The organism is Pedobacter sp. CFBP9032 (assembly GCF_034045265.1).
Taxonomy (GTDB): Bacteria; Bacteroidota; Bacteroidia; order Sphingobacteriales; family Sphingobacteriaceae; genus Pedobacter.
In genome coordinates, this window is record NZ_JAXCWE010000001.1 from 345,143 (window position 1) to 363,395 (window position 18,253).

At 38.3% G+C, this 18,253-nt stretch carries 14 protein-coding genes; 2 read left to right on the forward strand and 12 right to left on the reverse strand.

Features of this window, described 5'->3' with window-relative positions; translation table 11 throughout:
• Window position 1: 1 nt before the first annotated feature.
• The 8 genes from SOM16_RS01480 to SOM16_RS01515 form a co-directional block, all read right to left on the reverse strand.
• A complete protein-coding gene (locus tag SOM16_RS01480; RefSeq protein WP_320462209.1) occupies window positions 2–493 on the reverse strand; it encodes an FKBP-type peptidyl-prolyl cis-trans isomerase in 492 nt (163 codons plus the stop codon).
• 223 nt (window positions 494–716) lie between these two features.
• Window positions 717–1,166, reverse strand: coding sequence for an FKBP-type peptidyl-prolyl cis-trans isomerase (locus SOM16_RS01485; RefSeq protein ID WP_320462210.1), 450 nt, complete (start codon window positions 1,164–1,166; stop codon window positions 717–719).
• Window positions 1,167–1,318: 152 nt separating this feature from the next.
• Window positions 1,319–3,103 (reverse strand): acyl-CoA dehydrogenase family protein, encoded by a 1,785-nt coding sequence (locus tag SOM16_RS01490; protein WP_320462211.1) that lies wholly within the window; start codon window positions 3,101–3,103, stop codon window positions 1,319–1,321.
• Between the two features lie 198 nt (window positions 3,104–3,301).
• Window positions 3,302–3,655, reverse strand: coding sequence for a four helix bundle protein (locus SOM16_RS01495; protein ID WP_320462212.1), 354 nt, complete (start codon window positions 3,653–3,655; stop codon window positions 3,302–3,304).
• 110 nt (window positions 3,656–3,765) lie between these two features.
• A complete protein-coding gene (locus SOM16_RS01500) occupies window positions 3,766–4,941 on the reverse strand; it encodes an acetyl-CoA C-acyltransferase (protein ID WP_320462213.1) in 1,176 nt (391 codons plus the stop codon).
• Between the two features lie 60 nt (window positions 4,942–5,001).
• Window positions 5,002–5,352, reverse strand: a complete 351-nt coding sequence (locus SOM16_RS01505) for a four helix bundle protein (RefSeq protein ID WP_320462214.1) — start codon at window positions 5,350–5,352, stop codon at window positions 5,002–5,004.
• 125 nt (window positions 5,353–5,477) lie between these two features.
• A complete protein-coding gene (locus SOM16_RS01510; RefSeq protein ID WP_320462215.1) occupies window positions 5,478–7,883 on the reverse strand; it encodes a 3-hydroxyacyl-CoA dehydrogenase/enoyl-CoA hydratase family protein in 2,406 nt (801 codons plus the stop codon).
• Window positions 7,884–7,888: 5 nt separating this feature from the next.
• On the reverse strand, window positions 7,889–8,323 hold the full coding sequence (locus tag SOM16_RS01515) for a MarR family winged helix-turn-helix transcriptional regulator (protein ID WP_320462216.1): 435 nt from the start codon (window positions 8,321–8,323) through the stop codon (window positions 7,889–7,891).
• A 125-nt stretch (window positions 8,324–8,448) separates the two neighbouring features.
• Here SOM16_RS01515 and SOM16_RS01520 point away from each other — a divergent pair, with 125 nt between their 5' ends.
• Window positions 8,449–9,411: a hypothetical protein gene (locus SOM16_RS01520; RefSeq protein WP_320462217.1), complete on the forward strand. Its 963-nt coding sequence runs from the start codon at window positions 8,449–8,451 to the stop codon at window positions 9,409–9,411.
• Between the two features lie 564 nt (window positions 9,412–9,975).
• Here SOM16_RS01520 and SOM16_RS01525 read toward each other — a convergent pair.
• The 3 genes from SOM16_RS01525 to SOM16_RS01535 form a co-directional block, all read right to left on the reverse strand.
• Window positions 9,976–11,289 (reverse strand): DUF6089 family protein, encoded by a 1,314-nt coding sequence (locus tag SOM16_RS01525; RefSeq protein WP_320462218.1) that lies wholly within the window; start codon window positions 11,287–11,289, stop codon window positions 9,976–9,978.
• A gap of 89 nt (window positions 11,290–11,378) precedes the next feature.
• Window positions 11,379–13,094, reverse strand: coding sequence for a gamma-glutamyltransferase (ggt, locus tag SOM16_RS01530; protein WP_320462219.1), 1,716 nt, complete (start codon window positions 13,092–13,094; stop codon window positions 11,379–11,381).
• Entirely contained in the window at window positions 13,066–14,841 is a 1,776-nt protein-coding gene (locus tag SOM16_RS01535) for a long-chain fatty acid--CoA ligase (RefSeq protein ID WP_320462220.1), read from the reverse strand. The genes ggt and SOM16_RS01535 overlap by 29 nt, the downstream gene beginning before the upstream one ends.
• Before the next feature lie 267 nt (window positions 14,842–15,108).
• On the opposite strand from SOM16_RS01535, the gene SOM16_RS01540 reads away from it, so the two are divergent.
• Window positions 15,109–15,600 (forward strand): hypothetical protein, encoded by a 492-nt coding sequence (locus tag SOM16_RS01540; RefSeq protein WP_320462221.1) that lies wholly within the window; start codon window positions 15,109–15,111, stop codon window positions 15,598–15,600.
• A 125-nt stretch (window positions 15,601–15,725) separates the two neighbouring features.
• Here the strand turns inward: SOM16_RS01540 and SOM16_RS01545 are convergent, their stop codons facing one another.
• The gene (locus tag SOM16_RS01545) at window positions 15,726–17,558 is read right to left on the reverse strand and encodes a M61 family metallopeptidase (RefSeq protein ID WP_320462222.1); all 1,833 of its coding nucleotides are present in this window, start codon (window positions 17,556–17,558) and stop codon (window positions 15,726–15,728) included.
• Between the last annotated feature and the right edge of the window lie 695 nt (window positions 17,559–18,253).

An 18,253-nucleotide genomic window follows, 5' to 3' on the forward strand; every position in this document is an offset into this window, starting at 1 on the left:
ATTATTGTACTTCTGTAAGTGTGATATTAAAATCTAAGATAGAATTAGCCGGAATACTTGCCCCTTGAGCTACATTTCCATAACCATATAATGAAGGAATAATCAACCTGATTTTTCCTCCTTTTTGAATTTTTTGAATACCTATTTGCCATCCGGTGATTACCCGGCCTAAGGAAAAAGTTATAGGCGTACCTTTTGAACTGTCAAAGACAACTCCATTTAGTAGTTTACCTTCGTAGTCAGCTGTAATTTGAGTATTAGCAGTATAGTTAATACTTCCTGCCCCTGGTTGAATGATCTGATAAAAAAGACCAGATGGATCTTTAACTACATTCGGTATGTTGTTAGTTCTGATAAACGTTCTAATTGCAGCGGTATCTGCCATAAACTGAGGTGCAGGATCATAAGCTTCGAACGCTTCATCCTTTTTGCAGGCAGCAAAGCATCCAGCTATAAAAAACAACAGTATAAAATATTTAAATTTAAGCATCATTGGCAAAAATAAGCTTTTAATACGGATGCTCCAATTTTTAACCAATTTTAACAAAAAGCTAAAAGACTAAAGCTGAAAGCCAAAAAGTGAAAGTAGATTAGACAAAAATTGGATAATACTAAATACGTTATGGTTTGGCATACTTTATAACTGTTTTGTATTGGACTTGTCCATCTCACCACTTGATCGTTTATGTCCGAGCTTTTAGCTTTGCCCTCTAAGCTTATTGCGTATTAGAAAGTTGAATATTAAAATCAAGCACAGAATTACCTGGAATCGGTCCGGTAGCACTGCTTCCATAACCAAGTCCTGGAGGGATAATTAATCTGATTTCACCACCTTTTTGAATTTTTGGAATTCCGATTCTCCAACCCTGGATTAATTGTGCAAGAATAAAGGTTTGTTCCTTGCCACCCCCATTGTCGAACACAGTTCCATCCAATAATCTTCCTTCGTATTTGATCGTGATACTCGTATTAGCAGGATAAGTAAAACTTCCGCTACCTGGCTTAATGATTTGATAATATAAACCAGAAGCATCTTTGGTTGCAGAGATATTATTTTTGGCAATAAAATCGGTAATCTGCTTATCCGGATCTTCATCCTTTTTACATGAAGAGATTGCAGTAGTAATAAGTACCAGAAAAAGTGCAAGGTGTTTAATTTTAATCATTTCCAAAAATAGAGTTTCGAATTCCTATTCGCAATTAATTTTAATCGATCGACTGTTTTAACTATTCAGCTGAATTAAAAAAACAAAAAAAAGTTTAAGATTCAAGTATTATGCACCCGAACCTTAAACCTTTAAACCCTTCACCCTCTACCTTAAAAAATATATTTATTGGCTTCTATCAATTCTTGTGCTACCCTTTGGCGGGCATCTTTTACATTAAATGGCTCTACTTTGGTAAACCTGCGCAAACCAACCAGCATCATGCGCTGTTCATCACCTTCTGCAAAAGCCCAGAGTGCTTCTTTACCTGCTTTGGCTATACCATCAACAGCTTCTACCAAGTAGATGCGTAATAAATCTAACTGAACATTTGTCGCTGCCTCTCCTTTTGTAGCGACTAATTTCTCCGTTCTTAACAAAGCTGATTCCAAAACATAGACATAACCAGCCATGTCTGCAATATTCATTAAAATTTCCTGCTCCTTGCTTAGCGTCATCATCAGTTTTTGAACTGCGGCACCTGCAACCATCAGCGTTGCTTTTTTAAGATTAGCAAGCACTTTTTTCTCCGCAGCAAATAGGGTGGTATCTTCTTCTCCAAAATCTGGAATGCTCATTAATTCTGCTGCCACTGCTGTAGCGGGGCCCATTAAATCTAATTCGCCTTTCATGGCCCGTTTCAACATCATATCAACCGTAAGCAAACGATTAATTTCATTTGTTCCTTCGAAAATTCTATTGATCCGTGCATCACGATAAGCCCTATCCATTGGCGCATCAGCACTGAAGCCCATTCCACCATAAATCTGAACGCCTTCATCAACAGTATAATCTAAAGCTTCAGATCCCCAAACTTTTAAAATGGCGCATTCCACAGCGAACTGTTCTACTGATTTTAGTCTGGCTTTTCCAGATTCCATGCCGCTGGCTACGAGCTGATCATAAGTATCATCTATATTCTGTCCGGCCCTGTAATTCGCTGCATCAACCGCATAAAGTTTAGCCGCAATCTCTGCAATCTTAAAACGGATGGCACCATATTTCGAAATCGGGCGACCAAACTGACTCCGCTCATTTGAATAATTAATGGCTGTACTTAAAGTTGCCTTTGAGGCTCCAATTGCTGCAGCAGATAATTTAATCCGGCCAATGTTTAAGATGTTCACCGCAATTTTAAATCCGTTTTCTCGATCGCTTAACATGTTCTCTACAGGCACAGCGCAGTCGTTAAAGAACACCTGACGCGTCGACGAGCCTTTAATTCCCATCTTATGTTCTTCCGGATTCATGGTTATGCCTCCAAAATCCTTCTCCACAATAAAAGCGGTTAAGTTTTTATCATCACCTATTTTAGCAAACACGATAAAAATATCTGCAAAACCACCATTGGTAATCCACATTTTTTGTCCGTTGATGATATAATGTTTACCATCTTCAGTCAATGTTGCTTTTGTTTTGCCAGAATTTGCATCTGAACCAGAATTTGGCTCGGTTAAGCAATACGCAGCCTTCCATTCACCAGATCCTAACTTCGGAATGTATTTTGCCTTTTGTGCTTCATTACCATAATATAAAATTGGTAGCGTTCCAATTCCGGTATGTGCTGAAAGGGCCACAGCAAAAGAGTGACCTGCACCCATTACATCAGCCACTAACATGGAGGTATTGAAGTTTTTTCCGAAACCACCATATTCTTCAGGCACCGAAACTCCAAGAATACCTAATTCTCCGGCTTTAGTCAATAGCGTAGGCATTAATTCCGGATCTTCCTGTTTATCGATTTTATCCAGATTGGGATATACTTCAGCCTCCAGGAAATCGCGACAAGTTTGCGCAATCATTTGTTGCTCTTCATCAAATTCTTCAGGAATAAATACATCCTGATAAACGGTTTCTTTAATTAAGAATTCGCCGCCTTTAATTGTGTTTTTTTCCATTTTTATAGTATCTAGTAGTGAGTATCTGGTATCAAGACGGGCTTAAAACCGGAAGCCAACTAGTGTTAATATTTAGTCTCTGGTATCAGAATTTTGTTAGAAAATTGAAATCGCAGCATTTGTATTTGGTAGCAAGTATAGGGTATTAGGACAAGGTTCAAATAGGTATCTTTATACTATAATCTCAATACTTAATATTCATGTCTTAATACTCCTATCCAAAGCATAAATCATTTTTTGTATTTGCATTGTTTTTTCAATCAAATTTTCGGCTAGTTCATCTTTTAGCAACATTAGCTTATTTGAAATAATTAATTGTGTCTCTAGTTCAAAAGCAGAGCCCTGACTTATATTTAAAAAATATTTGAATTGAGCTTTACTTGATCTTCCAGAGCCTTCAGCAATGTTTGATGATATCGAAACCGAACATCTTTTCATTTGAGAAATCAATCCAAATCTCTCATCACTTGGTAAAAGCGATGCGGCTTGGTAAACTTCAACAGCTAGCTCAATAGATTTCTGCCAGACTTTTAAATCTTTAAAATTGTGCATATATTATAGTTAAGATTTGTGTAAAATATCTGGGATGAATTCTTATAAGGATGATTTATTTCCTCTCGTCATTCACTCTTGATACTTAATACTCATATCTCGATACTACTTTACAACAATTCAAAAATCCCCGCTGCACCTTGTCCGGTTCCCACACACATGGTTACCATTCCATATTTTTTGTCTTGTCTCTTCAATTCATTCATGATCTGCACCGTAAGTTTTGCACCCGTACAACCCAGCGGATGACCCAAAGCAATTGCGCCACCGTTTACATTAATGATATCCGGATTTAAATCCAACGTTCTGATCACGGCTAAAGATTGAGAAGAGAAGGCTTCGTTCAATTCGATTAAATCAATATCATTCTGATTCAATCCAGCCTGTTTTAGTGCTTTCGGAATGGCTTCAATTGGTCCGATACCCATAATTCTTGGTGGAACGCCTGCAACGCTATAGCTTACTAATCTAGCAATTGGTTCTGCATTCAATTCTTTCATTTTCTTTTCAGAAACCACCAAAACAAATGCCGCACCATCTGATGTTTGTGAAGAATTACCAGCAGTTACACTACCCACCGCATCAAAAACAGGCTTCAATTTGGCTAATTTGTCTAATGTAGTATCAGCACGAGGTCCTTCGTCGGTATCTACTACATAAGAACGCGTTTTCTTTTTCAGGTTATCGTCAAGATAATTTTCATTTACCGTAATTGGTAAAATACCATCTTTCAGATGACCATTTTTAATGGCATGAATAGCTTTCTCATGAGAGTGAAGGGCAAATGCATCCTGATCTTCACGGCTAACATTGTATTCTTTGGCTACGGCTTCTGCAGTTAAGCCCATTCCCCAATACCAATCTGGATTATTTTTAGCCACTTCAGCATTCGGAACCAGCTTCCAGCCTCCAAAAGGCATTCCACTCATTACTTCCACCCCACCTGCTATGATACAATCTGCCATGCCTGCCTTGATTTTGGCAACGGCAGTTGCGATGGTATCTAGTCCGGATGCACAATAACGATTCACGGTAACGCCAGGTACTTTTTCAGTATCTAAGCCCATCAGTGAAATCATCCGTCCAATATTTAAGCCTTGTTCTGCCTCTGGAGTGGCATTGCCGACAATTACATCATCAATTTGTTCTTTATCTAAGTTAGGAACCGAAGCCACCAAAGCACGGATCACTTCTGCGGCCAAATCATCAGCTCTTGTAAAACGGAATACGCCACGAGGTGCTTTACCTACTGCTGTACGATATCCGGCTATAATATATGCTTCCATTTAGTTATGATTAAGGATTAAGGAACAAAGATTAAAGATCTGGCTCCCCAACCTATTTTATTAAATAAGTGTTTTCTTAAACGTTGATATTTTCTTTTGTAGTTGAATAATTTCCTTTAATAATACTTCTATATTCTCAGGAGCAAGAAAACCTAAATCAGCAGAAAGCAAGATCTGTGTTTCAAGTTCAAATAAGGAGCCTAATGCAATGGACAAGAAATGAGCAAATTCCTTGTTTGAAGACCTGGATGAACCCTCAGCAATATTTGATGGAACAGAAACTGCACACCTTGAAATTTGAGATATTAATCCAAATTTTTCTATAGAAGGCAAATCATTAATCAATACATATGTAGACTTGGCAATACTCATGCCTTCTTTCCAAATTTGCAATTGTCTAAAATTGTGCATTTTACTTATCTATTTTGTCTCCACTTTTTTATTTTTTTCCTTATAATCACTCCAACTTCTTTGCGCCTTACTCTTTGTTCCTTGTTCCTTACTCTTTATTCCTTGCTCTTTATTCCTTCATCTACTTAATTCCTCAACGGTTTCCCTTTTGTTATAATACTTTGAATACGTTCCAAACTCTTACGTTCTCCTGCGAGTGATAAAAAAGCTTCTCGTTCCAAATCCAATAAATATTGTTCGCTTACTTCTGTTGGAGCCGATAAATCACCTCCGCACATTACATAACCTAATTTCTCAGAGATTTTTTTATCATGTTCAGAAATGTAATGTCCGGCGTACATGCTATTTGCACCGGCATAAACAATTCCTAAACCTTGTTTTCCCAGAACCTTAATATCTGTTCGTTGTACAGGTTTGGTATAGCCAGCATCTGCCAGCTCAAGAGCCTTTGCTTTTGCATCGGCCAACAGGCGATTCCGGTTCATGGAGATGGAAAATTTATCTTTCTGCAAGTATCCTAATTCATAAGCCTCGTAACCTGAAGTGGAAACTTTTGCCATTCCAATGGTTAAAAAGCGCTCTTTTAAGGCATTCTGAACAATCTGATCATCTTTATATTCATCAGATGCACGTAAAGCAAACTCTTTTGTACCGCCGCCACCTGGAATCACGCCAACTCCAAATTCTACGAGGCCCATATAAGTTTCTGCAGATAACTGAACATGATCTGCATGCAAGCTAAATTCGCAACCTCCACCCAAGGTGAGGTTATGCGGCGCCACTACTACCGGAATAGATGAATAACGGATGCGCATGGAAGTGTTCTGGAACATGCGAATAGCCATGTTCAGTTCATCCCATTCCTGCTCTACCGCCATCATAAAAATCATACCTACGTTGGCTCCTGCAGAGAAGTTTGCACCATCATTACCAATCACTAAACCTCGGTAATCTTTCTCAGCCATATCAATGGCCTTATTAATTCCAGAAATGACATCGCCGCCAATAGTATTCATTTTGGTGTGGAATTCTACGTTTAAAATGCCATCGCCTAAATCAATAATGGATACACCCGAGTTTTTCCAAAGGGTTTTATTTTCGCGAATGTTATCTAAAATGATAAAATCATCTGTTCCTGGTAAGGCTTTATAAGACTTGGTTGGAATATCATAATATTTTTTAATCCCACTTTCTACTTTATAGAATGAAGTGTTTCCGGCATCCAGCATTTCATGAACCCAAGCCGCAGCTTTATTGCCGTATTGCTCCATTCCCGCTATTGCTTCTTTCACGCCTACAGCATCCCAAAGTTCGAAAGGACCTAATTCCCATCCAAAACCTGCACGCATGGCATCATCGATACGGTATAATTCATCCGAAATTTCTGGAATTCTATCAGAAACATATTCAAATAAGCCAAACGAAGAATGGCGAAATAACTCCCCAGCCTTATCTTTTCCTTGAGCAAAAATCTTCATCCGTTCCTGAAGATTCTCAACAGGCTTTGTCATTTCTAAGGTTGCCGATTTTACTTTCTGCTGTGGTTTATATTCTAATGTTTTTAAATCAAGCGCAAGAATTTCTGTTTTACCTTCCGGTGTCTTTGTCTTTTTATAAAAGCCTTGCTTGGTTTTATCACCCAGCCATTTATTTTCTTCCATTTTTTGCACATAGGCTGGAAGTTTAAATAATTCGTGTGCTTTATCTTCCGGACAATTATCATAAAGTCCTTTTGCAACCTTAATCATGGTATCTAACCCTACCACATCGGAGGTACGGAAAGTAGCCGATTTTGGTCTGCCCAAAGCAGGCCCGGTAAATTTATCAACTTCTTCTACTGTTAAATCCAGCTTTTCTACCAGATGTAGTAAAGCCATAATAGAATATACACCTACCCGGTTTGCAATAAACGCTGGTGTATCTTTACATAAAACAGTCGTTTTACCTAAAAACTTATCGCCATAATGCATTAAGAAATCAACAATTTCTGGTTTGGTATGTGGCGTTGGGATAACTTCGAGCAATTTTAAATAACGAGGCGGATTGAAAAAGTGCGTTCCGCAGAAGTTTGCTTTGAAATCTTCACTTCTACCTTCAGCCATGAGGTGAATAGGAATGCCGGATGTGTTTGAGGTAATCAACGTTCCGGGTTTACGGAATTCCTCCACCTGTTCAAAAACTTTTTTCTTAATGTCGAGATTCTCAACGACTACTTCGATCACCCAATCAAAAGCAGCAATTTTCGACATGTCATCATCGAAATTTCCTGTTTTAATTTTATTTACCACCTTTTTTGAATATACCGGCGATGGATTTGTTTTTATGGCCGTTTGTAGTGCGGTATTTACAATTCGATTCTTAACCGTAGGCTGATCAAGAGTTAATCCTTTTGCCTGCTCTTCGGCTGTAAGTTCTTTAGGGGCAATATCCAACAGCAAAACCTCTACACCAATGTTGGCGAAGTGGCATGCAATACGCGAACCCATAATACCTGATCCCAGAACAGCAACTTTATTAATGCTTCGTTTCATAATTATTAATCAACAGTATATGCTACAGTTATATCATTTAATTTTATTAACAGATTAATGAACGTTTCCTTCTCCTTTTTAGAAAAATGTTCATCGAGATACTCATTAAATTTTCGAACAACACCCTTAGCCAGTTGTTTCTTTTCCTTACCAAAATCGGTGAGGAAAACTTTTACGGAACGTTTATCTCCAACCGATGTCTCCCGGTAAATCAATTTTGCCTCTTCCATATTATTCAGCATCCGAGACAGGCTTGTTGCCTTTACGCCAAGTAAGCCAGCCAGGTTAGAAACAGCAGTACCTTCCTCATCGTTAATATTAATTAACATATAGCCAATTGCCTGGGTAATTCCAAAACTGGCGGCCATTTGATTATACTTATTAAACATGTTCTGCCATGCAAATTTGATATGGTAATCTAATGTTTGCTGTTGTTTCATTTCATAAATTTATTATGCTTGCATAACAAAGCTAACAAATGTATTTTGTTATTGCAATAGAAAATATCAAAATAATTGTCAAAAGATTCTTATTATAGGCAGACATAAATCAGACCTAAAGAATTATGCTATTAATCAAAAAACTACTACTCATTAATTTGGCCATGCTATTGGCTTTTAGCGGGATGGCACAAACATCATACTTTGGAAATGTGCCCCTTGTTGCTGATAAGCTTGAAGCTTTTAAGAAAACGACTACGCTTTTTACGCTACCTTATGCAGACTACAAAGAAATTGATCAGTTTGAGCAAGCCATAAAGAACAGCTGGACCATCACTCCCTACAAAATCATAAAGCCTGAAGAGTTGGTTAATTATCAGAACTCAGCAGCCTATTCATTTTTTTACCTTGACACCTACACCGACCAGGTTGATACAATTATAAATCAAAATCTCGTTTATGGGCTTAAAATGATCTCTCCAACAGATAAACCTAAGCAAATGCAGGAGACCACCTTAGCAACCATCACCCTGTTTCCAGATGCGGTTAGCCATTTACAAATTGCATGGGTTACAGAGCAAGGAGGATCAAAAAGGGCGGTAAAATCTAAACAATTGGGGATGTTATACAATCACTCTAAATTTTTAAACTGGTCGGCAGGTTTACTTAGCGGCTATTTAAAACAGATTAATGATGGACTTGTAATGCGGCAAACCCGAACCCTGGATTATCAGTTTTACAATAAAAAAAGAGTTCCGGAATTAGTAGAAGAAACATTATACATTCCTGAATATGTTAGAGAGGTTTTTTCTTCGCAACCTGTTGCTTTAGAACAAACACCTGATGAAGATCGATATAGATACAAGTTTAAGTTTGTAAATAATGAGGTTCTGGATAGCCTTATTTTAAAGAAAGGCTCAAACATCAAATATTTAGTTTATACCAAACGTTCTAACGATAAAATCATCAGTATTTACGATAGCAAAGATGGATTATTGATCTACCAGATGTTCTCTTTTCAATCGCCGAATTTTGGTATGAACGACTTGAATAACATCAAAAAAACGATTAAAGAAATAGAGAAGTAATTGAATTGATCATTATTAGACTGAACTAATATTCTCCACTACAGGAAGGAACAATAAAGAGGTTTTAAGCCCTAAGGTTATACAATTTCGATGTTATTCTTGTCCTGGCCGGACAGACGTTCGTCTTTGGGCAACCAAAGAAGCAAAGTTGTCGGCTTGCAATTATCATATCGCATTTGTATTTTACTTGCATTCATGATAACCTGCGCGGTTTTACTGTTGAAGTCAGTGGTCGGGGTAAGTCCGTGCCATTCTGAAAATTGCCCATGCCGGTTTAAGACCTGAAAGAAGAACAGTTGTTTCGCCTTATTATTGGCTATAGCGTTCGCTGTATCCTATTTGCTGTCATGCTGAAGTCTAATCTATCATAAAAATCACTATAGGTGACTTTTTTAATCAATTAATACTATTTATATAATCAGCGACAGCTTGTTGAAACACCTTTAAGGACATTTCGACAAATCCTTCGATTGGTTCGGGAGAACATTTCAAATTTAGGCATGTAGCTTAACGAAAAAAGCTCCCGATTTTCATCGGGAGCTTTCAATTATTTTTTAAAATCGACTAGTAAAGTGTGAATTCTACACGACGGTTTTTCTGACGACCTGCTGCAGTTTTGTTTGTTGCAATTGGCTGACCCATTCCGTAACCTGTAGCCTCAATACGTGATGCATTTGCACCTTGAGATACTAAATAAGCTTTAACAGATTCTGCTCTCTCTTTAGATAAACGTAAGTTTAATTCTTTAGAACCAGTGTTATCTGTGTGACCAGCTAATTTTAAGCTGAAGTTTTTCTGAACTAGTAACGCAGCTACTCTATTTAAAGAAGCAAAAGATTTAGAACGAATAGTAGCTTTACCTAAATCGAATTCTAAGTTTTTAATCGCTTCGCTAACCACTTTACGATCTTCTTCAGTAATGATTGTTACCTGAGGTTTTGGCGCAACTAATGGACATCCTGAACCATCTACTACTGTACCAGATGGAGTATCAGGACATTTATCCAATTTATCTGCAACACCGTCACCATCGCTATCTTTTAATAGATCAGCCATTTCTGAACGTAATTTAGCGTTCTCTGCTTTTTGAGCATCAAGATCACCTTTTAAAGCGTCAGCAGCTTGTTTAGCTTTTAAGGCTTCATCATAAGTTAAAGCTACCGGATTATGGAAAGCCAATTGTTTGCCACTTCCTAATGCAAATTCTAACCCAGCATAAGCATAGTTATATTTATCATTGCCACCTTTGTAAAAACCATCTAAATTATCGCCATCAACAAAGTTGATTGTCCAGCCTAAATCGAAGTTTACAGCATCAGAAATTTTAAATTTAGCTCCAAGACCAACCGGAATGATTAATTCGCTAATGGTTTTATCGCCTGCATATAATGAAGTTCCGTTTGCTGTTGTAATTGTAGGTTTGTAACCAGCTAAACCTGCTCCAACAGATGTATACAGTTGTAAAGCATTCTCTTTCTTGAACATATCGATGTTAAACATGTTAACAACGGCATTTAAACTACCCGAATATTCTAATTGGGTATCAAAAGCCTGAACCGAAGAACTGTTCACTAAGCCACTTTCGTAAGGCTCTGTATTATCACCTTTTAATTTACCTCTAACTCCGTCTAAACGTAACGAGAAATAAGGTGTAAATTGTTTTTTAATGTAAAGGCCATAACCAAAACTAGTTTTGTTATTGCTAAAATCATTTTTACCACCTAGGGGAGAAAGTGGTGTTAAGGCACCAGCATTTACACCAATAGACCAGGTTCTGAATTTTGTTGTTGGGGAAGCTGGCTCCTGTGCAGAAGCGGCAGTTCCGATAAACAAACCGGCCAATGCTACCGGTAAAGATTTAAATAGATTTAATTTCATGTTCGTTAAATTAATTTGTAAGCGTTTGCCACAAAGAGCAATTGCCATACCAAAAATATCATTTCAATAAAATAAAATTAATTTATCATTTAATAGCCAAGCGCTACATCATCACCTCGTGGATCTGCACCTCCCTGATAGCTTCCTGAGCTGGTTTTTAAAATGGCATCTACTCTACCAATTGCGCCCCGAGGTGATATTTTATAACCCTTTAACTTTAACTTTTCTGCCGTCAGACTATCAATGGCATCTTTTTCTACGTATACTTCATCGGGCAACCACTGGTGATGAAATTTCCTGGCAGCAACTGCTTGTTGCATATTCATATCAAAATCGATCACATTAATAATGGTTTGAAAAACTGATGTAATAATGGTGGAACCACCCGGCGTACCAACTACCATAAACAAATTTCCATTTTTCTCTACAATACTGGGGGTCATAGAGCTTAACATTCTTTTATTTGGCGCAATGGAGTTTGCCTCTCCTCCTACTAAGCCATACATATTTGGCGCACCAGGTTTAACAGAAAAATCGTCCATTTCATTATTTAAAAGAAACCCCGCACCTTTTACCGCGACCAATGCACCATACGACCCATTGAGGGTTGTGGTAATGGAAACGGCATTCCCGTCATGATCTGCGATAGAAAAATGTGTAGTTTCTTCATGCTCAGCTCCCTTAATCTCCCCTGCCAAAACCTGGCTACTTGGCGTAGCTGCCGCCCAATTAAATGTGGCCATTCGATTTTTATTGTATGTATTACTGAGCAACTGGCTCTGCGGAACCTTATAAAAATCAGGGTCACCCAGATGTGTTGCACGGTCTGCATAAACCCTTCTCTCTGCCTCAACAATTAACTGAACGGTAGAATCCGTATTATAGCCCCATTTTTTAAGTGGATAGGGTTCTACACTTTTTAACAATTGAACCAGTGCTATTCCACCACTAGATGTTGGCGGCATGGTGATCACTTTGTAACCACGGTAATCGCCAATGATTGGCTTGCGCCATTCGGAATGATAATTTTTTAAATCTTCACGAGTGATTAGTCCTTTGCCACGTTGCATTTCTGCAACAATAGCATCTGCCACTACACCTTCGTAAAAACCAGCTTTCCCTTTTTCCTGGATAAGTTTTAAGGTATTGGCCAGTTCATTTTGTATGAGCAAATCATTTTCCTTCCAGGTGCTTTCTAAATTTATTAAAGCGGTTCCATTGGGATTAAAAATCATAAGTTTTTGATGCAAACCATTTAACTCTGCCGCCTGGCGTTTGGTAATTTTAAAACCATTCTGCGCCAAATCTATTGCAGGTTTAAGCAACGATGCCCAGCTTAGTTTACCATATTTCTGATGCGCTTGTACCATCCCATCAACAGCGCCCGGAACGCCGGCTGCTAAGTGGCCGTAAAGACTTTTATCAGTTATGGGGTTTCCAGTGCTATCCAGATACATATCTCTGCTGGCGGATGCAGGGGCTTTTTCTCTAAAATCAAGTGCATTTACTTCGCCTTTGGCAGATCGGTAAACCATAAAGCCACCGCCCCCAATATTCCCTGCATTTGGATATACTACGGCTAACGCAAACTGAACGGCAATGGCTGCATCAACTGCATTGCCCCCTTTTTTTAAGATCTCAACACCAACCTTCGAGGCTTCCGGATGTGCAGAAACCACCATTCCATTTTTATATTCGCCACTATTGTTTTTACCTAATTGCCCGGTTACACAAGCTGAAAGTAAAATAGCAACGGTAATTAAAACCGCTAATCCCTTAGTTTGAGGCTTTATAGTTTTCTGCATCTTTATATATTTTTTCGATGACATCGATATTTTTCTCGGTGATGATCTTTCTTTTTAAACTTAATTTTGGTGTTAATTCTCCATCAATAATACTCCATTCTTTTGGTAACAAAGCAAATCTTTTTACCTGCTCCCATTTACCGAAACCAATACCTAAAGTTTCAATTTCTTCATTATATCTAGTTAAAACCTGATCGTTTTTAATCAGTTCTTCATGATTGGTGTAAGTAATACCTTTTCTGCCTGCCCAGGTTTTTAAAGTTTCAAAATTTGGAACAATCAAGGCCGATGGAAATTTCCTGTTCTCACCTAAAACCATAATCTGCTCTATAAAAATAGATTCTTTGTATTTATTTTCGAGTATTTGGGGAGCAATATATTTACCACCCGCGGTTTTGAACATTTCTTTTTTACGATCAGTGATTTTAAGAAATCTCCCATCTATCAGTTCTCCAATATCTCCCGTATGGAACCAGCCATCGTGATCAAGCGCTTCAGCGGTTAAATCAGGCCGTTGATAGTAGCCCTTCATTACATGATGACCTCGTGTTAATACCTCGCCATCTTGCGCGATCTTAACTTCTACACCATTAATTACTTCACCTACGGTACCAAACATGGTTCCGCCGAAACGATTTACCGTAATTACTGGAGAGGTTTCCGTTAGTCCATACCCTTCAAAAACAGGCATGCCTGCTGCCCAGAAGATCCGGGCTAAGCGTGGGTTCAGTGCCGCGCCTCCCGACACAATAACCACAATTTCTCCTCCCAGCGCCTCCTGCCATTTTTTGAACACTAACTTCCTGGCAATACTTAATTTGAAATTATACCAGGCGCCAGCATCAATGGTATATTGCTCTGCCAAAGCTACAGACCAAAAAAAGATTCGCTTTTTAATTCCGGTTAATGATTTGCCTTTTTCCATAATCTTATCGTATACTTTTTCCAGTAAACGTGGGACGGTGGAAAATAAATTTGGTTTCACATGTTGAATATCGGCTACAATTGTTTCCATACTTTCAGCATAGTAAACCGCTGTACGGTTGTATAAATAAAGGTAAATGATCATTCGTTCAAAGATGTGTGATAAAGGCAAAAAGCTCAGGCCTTTTTCTCCACCTTTAGGAATGATAACCAACGAATTTAAGAAATTGGATACCAGATTATGATGGGTAAGCATTACGCCTTTGGGCGTTCCGGTAGTACCCGAGGTATATATTAAAGTAAGGATGTCTTCCGGCTCAACCTTTTCCCGGTATTCATCCAAATTAATATCAACAGCTGTTTTACCCAAATCGGTTAATACTTTCCAGTGGTCAACACCTTTTACTTCACTAAAACTGTAGATTTTTATTTCTGGATTGACTTCCTCAACACAGGGCTTTACTTTCTCAAATAAATCCTGATCTGCGACAAAAATGACAGAAACTTCTGCATCTTTTAAAATAAACTGTATATCATGCTCTGCTAGTGTTGGATAGAGTGGGATTTGATAAGCACCGATTTGGTTGATGGCAAAATCTGTTGTATTCCATTCTGGCCTGTTATGAGACATTACTGCCACACGCGCGCCTTTAATAACGCCAGTTTTAATCAATCCACGGCTCAGGTGATCAACAGCATCACAAAATTCTACTGTACTGTAATTTACCCATTTCCCGTTAATTTTGCCATTTACAAATTCTTGCTTAGGTTTTTCTAAGCTGTACTTTAATAGATCGAAAACCCGTGTAATGTCTGCAGTCATATCATTCTATAATATTTGGTTAAGTTAAAAAAATCAAATTTGAAAAGGCTGCATATCTACAGATATTTTGATGCATTGATTGAGACCGATCACTAAAGGTGTATCATCAAACCTTCTATTTGAAATATTTTACTAAACTTAAGGATTACAGAATTACTATGCAAGCATTGTTTTTTCAAATTATATTTTTTTACTAAAAAAGTATAATCGGCATTATAGTTGTTAAGCAGATTATTATTTAAAAAATTACATTAATAAATCCCATTTATGAAAAAGTTATTTACAATTTTAGGATGCATTGCATTATTCGGCATGGCTACAACAACCGTTAAAGCTCAAAACTACAAAACCGGACTTGGCTTAGGTGTTGACTTTGGTGATGGCTCTACACAAGTTGGCCCCTCAATCAGACATCATTTTAGCAGAAATACTGCAGTTCAGGGCGAGGTATTATTTGGTGGAAACTCAACAGTTCTTCAAGCGTTTTTACAGTATAATGCTTCTATTCCTGGAGCAAAAGGACTGGATTGGTATGTTGGTGGTGGACCAAGAGTACAAATTTATGATGGTAATGCTTTTTTTGGCAATGATAACTTCACCGCTTTTTACCTGGTTCCGATGGTAGGCTTGGATTACAAATTTACAGGTGCCCCGTTAGCGTTGGCATTGGATTGGAGACCTAGAATTTACGTAGGTGACAATAATTTTATTGGCTCAACTGCTGGTAGATTCGGCTTAGGTTTCAGATATACTTTTTAAACCGAGCGTAGCGCGCTGAAAGTTAAGAGCATAAAGCTCAAAATATAAAGCTGAAGCAAAAAAAGCCCGCTAAGAAATTTTCTTAGCGGGCTTTTTCTTTAAATGTGGTAGCTTCAAACGCCCAACTATTTTCCCAACCATTTAGCAAACACAGCCTTCTGCGCTGGTGTTGCATCTTCCTTTATTGTTGGCTTTAAACGCACATTTGGATTCTCTTTTAAAGATAGAGAGATCTCTTTTTCTAAACCATCGCGTTTTATTTTCAATTTTAAAACTTCGCCGATGTTTTTCTTAGTTACCAGTGGCAGGGTTTCCAGCGATAGCATCGGGCTTCTTAGTTTAATAGTTTCCAAAGCATCATTTACACTTACTCCATCTAGCGAAATTATCTCATCATTAACGTTTAAACCTGCAATCCATGCTGCGGAGTTTCTAGTTATTGATGTGACACTAATGGTTCCGTTGTTAGTTAACTGTCCGCTGGCGCCTGTTACCGGCTTATCTGGTGTGGCATTTTCAGTTGCTACATCAATCCCGGCATAGCCGAAATATTTTTTATACGCTACATCGTCTACGCCATTCACATATTTCGCCCAGAAGTCGGTAAAACTTATTCCAGAAACTTTTTCTACCATTGCCTTAAATTCAGCATCTGTATAACCTCGTTTTAATGTTTTGCATTGCAGGTACATCGCTTTCATAACATCATCGAGGCTTTTTTGTCCTTTTGTGGCATTGATGATTTCTAAATCCATTAAAATACCAATCACTTCACCCTTGCTATAATAAGAAATGGAATTATTTCTTGAATTTTCATTCGGGCGATAGCCGATAATCCAGGCATCATAACTAGATGATGCAGCAGATTGATATTTTGCTCCCGGTGTATTTACTACTGTTCCTATTGCCCCTGCGAGATCAGTAACAAATTGCGTAGGATCATTGAACCCAGCCCGCTGCATGTATTTATTTTCGTAATAAGATGTAAAGCCTTCCGCTACCCAAAGGTTAGTGGTGTAATTTTCGTTATCGTAATCAAACGGGCCTAAAGCCACCGGACGTAGCCGTTTTACATTCCAAAGGTGATGATACTCATGGGCAACAAGTGCCAAAAATCCTTTATAACCCGCCTCTGTATTATAGGCATTTCTGGTCGCACCTAACGTGGTAGAGTTTAAGTGTTCCAAACCACCGCCACCTCTCAAAAAGTTGTGAACGATAAAAACATAATGCTTGTTAGGGTTTTCTCCATAAACTTTAGTTGGTTCTTCTACAATTTTAGCCATATCTACTTTAAGCTTTTCTTTGTCGTAGTTTCCACCGCCGTACATGGCTACTTCATGACGAACACCTGCGGCCATAAATTCGAACACATCCTGGTTTCCAACTTCTATCGGACTATCATATAAAATATCAAAATCAGATGCGCTATAGGTAAACTGCTGACCCGCAACTGGCGGCAAACCTGTAGATACTTTACTCCAGGTATTAAAAGGAATTATTTTTACTGTGCTCGGCGATTTAATCATCCCAGCTGGGTGCATAAAAATTCCGGTTGGCGATAAAAATGCATGAGACTCATCAATAAATGGCGTCCGCACAGAAATTTCGAATGCATAAACGCGGTAGTTGATTTTAATATTGGCTGCTTTCGCAGAAAATATTCTCCAGGTATTTTTCCTAACTTTTTCTACCTTAACTGCTTTACCACCTGCAGTCGCTTTAAATTCTTCTACACTTTTTTCAAACTCACGTACTAAATATGAACCTGGTGTCCATACCGGCATCTTAACATCTACATAATCTTTCGCCAAGCCAGAGATATTCATCTGAACTTCGGCATAATGTGCCTGTGGTTCTTTAAAAGAAACCTCAAAGCCTATTTTTACCTGCGCTTTTGCTGCCATAATACACGTTAGTAATAAAACTAAACCTAAAATTGATTTTTTAATAAACATATTAAATGTGATTTGCTACAAATTTATAGTTATTGCTTAGGTTTTCGAATTAAAAACTAGCCTGAGGTGTAAAATAGTTGTGAGTGTTTAGTCTTTAGTCGAGAGTCCTTAGTCAGGAGTCGTGAGTCGCTGGGCGATAGCCGTAGAAGAGTTGGGAGTGTTGAGTTTGGAGTTATGAGTCGCTGGGCGATAGCCTGTAGAGAAGTTGGGAGTGTTGAGCCTGGAGTCGTGAGTCCTTAGTCCAGAGTCAGGAGTCGCTGGGCGATAGCCGTAGAAGAGTTTGGAGTTGGGAGTGTTGGGTTTGGGGTCGTGAATCCTATCAGAATTTTGGAGTTCAGCACTTGTAAGCAAAGTCGCCATTCGTTAAATTTAAATAAATCGTTAACTTAATATGCTAATTTCCACCCACTTGGTTTTCACGCTATGGCAGACTAAAGGCGAATAACTTCATATTAACCAAGAATAGTAAGAATCCTAACCGCCACAGACTCCAGACTGGAAGATTCCGGACTCCCGACTCCCAACTAAAAAGGATAGCAAGAACCCTAACCTCCCAGGACTCCAGACTAAAGACTCCCGACTCCAAACTAACAACGGATAGCAAGAACCTTAACCTCCCGACTCCAAACTAACAACGGATAGCAAGAATAACTTAGTAACATCCTTAATACAACAAATTTAGGACTAAACTATTT

Coding starts and splice junctions, on each gene's coding strand:
- SOM16_RS01520 (WP_320462217.1), top strand. CDS start 8,449: ATGCTATTAATCAAAAAACTACTACTCATTAATTTGGCCATGCTATTG.
- SOM16_RS01500 (WP_320462213.1), bottom strand. CDS start 4,941: ATGGAAGCATATATTATAGCCGGATATCGTACAGCAGTAGGTAAAGCA.
- SOM16_RS01485 (WP_320462210.1), bottom strand. CDS start 1,166: ATGATTAAAATTAAACACCTTGCACTTTTTCTGGTACTTATTACTACT.
- SOM16_RS01480 (WP_320462209.1), bottom strand. CDS start 493: ATGATGCTTAAATTTAAATATTTTATACTGTTGTTTTTTATAGCTGGA.
- ggt (WP_320462219.1), bottom strand. CDS start 13,094: ATGCAGAAAACTATAAAGCCTCAAACTAAGGGATTAGCGGTTTTAATT.
- SOM16_RS01540 (WP_320462221.1), top strand. CDS start 15,109: ATGAAAAAGTTATTTACAATTTTAGGATGCATTGCATTATTCGGCATG.
- SOM16_RS01525 (WP_320462218.1), bottom strand. CDS start 11,289: ATGAAATTAAATCTATTTAAATCTTTACCGGTAGCATTGGCCGGTTTG.
- SOM16_RS01490 (WP_320462211.1), bottom strand. CDS start 3,103: ATGGAAAAAAACACAATTAAAGGCGGCGAATTCTTAATTAAAGAAACC.
- SOM16_RS01515 (WP_320462216.1), bottom strand. CDS start 8,323: ATGAAACAACAGCAAACATTAGATTACCATATCAAATTTGCATGGCAG.
- SOM16_RS01505 (WP_320462214.1), bottom strand. CDS start 5,352: ATGCACAATTTTAGACAATTGCAAATTTGGAAAGAAGGCATGAGTATT.
- SOM16_RS01510 (WP_320462215.1), bottom strand. CDS start 7,883: ATGAAACGAAGCATTAATAAAGTTGCTGTTCTGGGATCAGGTATTATG.
- SOM16_RS01545 (WP_320462222.1), bottom strand. CDS start 17,558: ATGTTTATTAAAAAATCAATTTTAGGTTTAGTTTTATTACTAACGTGT.
- SOM16_RS01535 (WP_320462220.1), bottom strand. CDS start 14,841: ATGACTGCAGACATTACACGGGTTTTCGATCTATTAAAGTACAGCTTA.
- SOM16_RS01495 (WP_320462212.1), bottom strand. CDS start 3,655: ATGCACAATTTTAAAGATTTAAAAGTCTGGCAGAAATCTATTGAGCTA.